A 3,591-nucleotide genomic window follows, 5' to 3' on the forward strand; every position below is an offset into this window, starting at 1 on the left:
GTCACCAGACACGTGCCCTGATCAGCCATTATCGGAGGCGCGGTGATCCACTCCCAGTGAATCTACGAATGTAGTACTGGTTACCAATGCGCTCGGCATGGCGATCCATAACCGCACACCGCCGGCCGGAACGCTGATCCACTCCGATCACGGGGTGCAATTCACCTCCTGGGCCTTCACTCAGCGCGCCAAGGCCTCCGGTCTGGTCCCGTCCATGGGATCGATCGGTGACTGCTTCGATAACGCGGTCATCGAGTCGTTCTGGGGACGGATGCAGACCGAACTGCTCAACCGCAAGCGGTGGAAGACCCGCATCGAGCTGGCGAATGCGATCTTCGAGTACCTGGAGATCTTCCACAATCGGCAACGACGACACAGTGCCCTGGGGATGCTCACCCCCATTGAGTACGAGATGCTCTATCCGAACGTCCAGTCGGCATGAGAGTCAACCAAGCCGACTCCACCGAACTCGGGGTACATCAGCTGACGTCAGGGCCGCTTCGGCTACCAGGGCTCCCCATGGCCGAGTAGCCGTTCCCACCTTGCCGCGTGCGGCCGAGAGCCCAGCTCTCTGCTCTCCGCCCAGCCGGGAAAATAGGCGGAGTTCTCCGGACCGCCGGTCTTCGTGATCGAGCCGAACCACCGATCACGGCAACGACCCGGGCGCGTCGTCCGGGTCCACGCAACGGGTGGGTCTAAAACAGGAACCGGAGCGTGACCTGGGGAATCACCGGTGAACGATCCCCGTGAAACGACGCGATCCTTCATCAGCAGGAAGGCCATATACATGATTCGCAAGAGTGCCGGAGCGTGCGCCGTGCTTGCCGTGAGCGCCGCCTTGCTCATCGACGGCGGCGGATCCGCCGCCGCTGTGAGCTCAGCGAGTTCGATCGCACTACGACCGCAATCACTGCCTCCGCAGGAGAGCATTCCCGACCTGGAGGCTCCCGGCACGGCCCAGACCGTCACCTACCCATCCGACGGTCAGTGGTACTACGGCCCTAGCACCGTCAACGTCAAGGCTCCGGAGCACACCCTTATCGAGGATCTGGATCTGAACTGCGGCGGCCAGAGTTGCCCGGTGAACATCGCCAAGAACCGCAGGTCCGCAACCGGCATCATCCCGGGAGTCCGGTGGAATTTCATCCGTCCGCTCCACGTCAGTGTGATCGCCGACCCGAACGCCTCGCCGGCTGGTGGCCTGGTCAGCGGAACCTTCACTCTCCGAGGCGTTGTCCAGCCGCTCACCGTCCGCATCACCCTTAACACGCCGGATGCACCAGGTACACCGGGCACGGCACCGGACACACCGGTTACACCTAGTACTCCAGATATGACACCGGATACATCGGGCACGCCTAGTACTCCAGGTACGGCGCCGGGCACGGCCCCGGTTACGCCCAGTACTCCAGGCACTGTGGAGGCGCGACTTAAAAACGCCACCCCCAGAGGTAGCGGCGTCGAGGTTGTCAACGTCGACCTCGGTACCCGTACTCAGGCATCGGGATTGCAGCGAGGCGACATCATCACCCAGGTGGGTGGAACCCCCATTCGTACCGTCAACGATCTAGAGGGTGCGTTGCCCGACAGTCGCGCTACCTACCCCATGACCGTCAAGCGTGGCGGCACCAGCGCCGTCCTCCAATTCACCCCGGACAGCTGACCATCGAAAACATGGGCCCGTAACCGCCGGTGGGCGAACATCATGAGCGTCCCCTCAACGGCTAGGCGCCAGGCCGGGTCCGCACCGGCAGGTGCGGGCTCAAGCCGATGAGCGTTGTCGGCGAACGGTTTCGGAGCCGAAGTCGCTGGGTCGCCAAGGCGGCTTATGACCTGCTTGCCTTCTCGGCTGACGTCGCTGGCGATCAGCCGGAGGAGACGGCTGACGGACTGGATGCAGGAAGCCCGCCACGCATCGGCATGGGTGACACGGGCTTCACGACACGCTTCTTAACCAACCCACCTTTCGCTACTTAAAGCTATTGATCGTTACTATGAGTATTGATCCGTAACGGGTCAGTCTTCGTCGCCCATCGCTCGGATTCAGCAGCGATGGAGGAAAATCTGGCCCTTTTCACCATTGAAAGGACAATCATGTCGCCGGTCCATGCCGTCCGCGCCCTATCTGCAGGCGCTCTGACAGCTTTCCTGACGCTCAGCGCGGCGCCCAGCGCTCAAGCCCACACTTCAGCCCGACTAAGCCCCGCCTCCTGCGGCACGGAGCGGAGCGCATGGTTCAACGTCGATACCACCGCGCCCGCCACCGCATCCGGCGCTGTGCTCGATACCTCCGCCGCGCTCGTCGCGTCCGAGCCTCACATAATCAGTTTCAGCAATCTCCATGTCGATGCGACCGGCACCGATACGTTCTACTTCGGAACGGCTTATTCCAGCCAGTCCAACCCCGATGGGGTTTTCGACCCGGTGAAGGTGCAGATCAAGGTCAAGGACGCTGATGGGACCTTGATCGTCAACGACAAGTCTTTCTCCTTCGTTTTCGCCGATGCCCCGTTCAGCTCCGAAACTCGTACCTTTAGCTGGAGCCTGGGCCAGCAGGGCATACTCACGATCAGCGAACCGCGATGCAACAGCGACAGCCCCAAGGTGGCCAGCGCCAAAATCAAGGTGGAGCTCCCAGCACGCCAGGGCAGCTCGACTCCGGCCACCTTTGAAGGCCTTATCGCTCGCTACTGGTAGCCCGCACCTTTTTACGCTGCGGCCGACGAATCGGTGGCCACCTGAGCTCGGGCCACTCGACCGTATCCGAAGCGTGCGGCTCCCCCCGCACCCTCATCTACGATCACACATCATCCCCGCGAAAGACATGCCCTGCGTCGGCGATCACGGCAACGACCCCGGGCGCGTCGTCCGCGTCCACGCAACGGGTGGGTCTAGAACAGGAACCGGAGCGTGACCTGGCCGATTGTGGCTCTCCACGTGGGTCCGTGTCACCGGCCGAGGAGTGGCTCTGTGTGATGGCCGCTGGGCACGTAGCCAGGAATTCCCTGGTGAGACGGGCCGCAAAACGACACGGGCAATCAAGTGCAAGCACTTGGTAGTTGATCAAATACGTTCGGTTGCGGGATGGTGTGTGGGTTCTGATCAACCTTCCCCGGGAGGCACCATGCTGCTTGCTCGCCATTCACTGTACGCCGCCGCCGCCGTGAGTGCGGTCACCGCCCTGCCCGCCGTGGCCTCCGCGTCCGCTGCCAACACCGCCCGCGACGCGCCCCCCGTGTGCCTGGACGCCACCAACGAGCGCGCCGACAACACCAGGGTGCGCCTGTGGCAGTGCATGGACCACGCCAACCAAAGGTTCGTGTTCGACGGCAGCCAGATCAAAGTCAAGGACACCATCGGCACCAGCCGGGAGGTATGCCTGGACGCCACCAACGAGCGCGCCGACAACACCAGGGTGCGCCTGTGGCAGTGCATGGACCACGCCAACCAAAGGTTCGTGTTCGACGGCAGCCAAATTGCGCTCGGTATCCAGGGCATCATCTCGGCGGATCTCAGAACGTGTTTGAGAGGTGATCGTGAAGCCATCCCGTGAGGGGTAGGGGTGCAGGTATGACACGACGGCCCTTTCTA

At 62.6% G+C, this 3,591-nt stretch carries 3 protein-coding genes and 1 pseudogene; all 4 read left to right on the forward strand.

Annotation, left to right across the window (positions count from 1 at the left end; genetic code table 11):
• Nucleotides 1-76: 76 nt before the first annotated feature.
• Nucleotides 77-442: pseudogene (locus ACSDR0_RS49750) on the forward strand (transposase); the annotation flags it as partial.
• A 291-nt stretch (nucleotides 443-733) separates the two neighbouring features.
• Nucleotides 734-1,663, forward strand: coding sequence for a hypothetical protein (locus tag ACSDR0_RS49755; RefSeq protein WP_435295986.1), 930 nt, complete (start codon nucleotides 734-736; stop codon nucleotides 1,661-1,663).
• A gap of 389 nt (nucleotides 1,664-2,052) precedes the next feature.
• Nucleotides 2,053-2,697, forward strand: coding sequence for a hypothetical protein (locus ACSDR0_RS49760; protein ID WP_435295987.1), 645 nt, complete (start codon nucleotides 2,053-2,055; stop codon nucleotides 2,695-2,697).
• A gap of 427 nt (nucleotides 2,698-3,124) precedes the next feature.
• On the forward strand, nucleotides 3,125-3,553 hold the full coding sequence (locus ACSDR0_RS49765) for a ricin-type beta-trefoil lectin domain protein (protein WP_435295988.1): 429 nt from the start codon (nucleotides 3,125-3,127) through the stop codon (nucleotides 3,551-3,553).
• The last annotated feature ends 38 nt before the right edge of the window (nucleotides 3,554-3,591 follow it).

The sequence above is a fragment of the Streptosporangium sp. G11 genome (assembly GCF_051192615.1).
Classification (GTDB): Bacteria; Actinomycetota; Actinomycetes; order Streptosporangiales; family Streptosporangiaceae; genus Streptosporangium.

Bases quoted from the DNA above. Each gene is read 5' to 3' on its own strand.
- ACSDR0_RS49765 (WP_435295988.1), top strand. From the start codon at position 3,125: ATGCTGCTTGCTCGCCATTCACTGTACGCCGCCGCCGCCGTGAGTGCG.
- ACSDR0_RS49760 (WP_435295987.1), top strand. From the start codon at position 2,053: ATGGAGGAAAATCTGGCCCTTTTCACCATTGAAAGGACAATCATGTCG.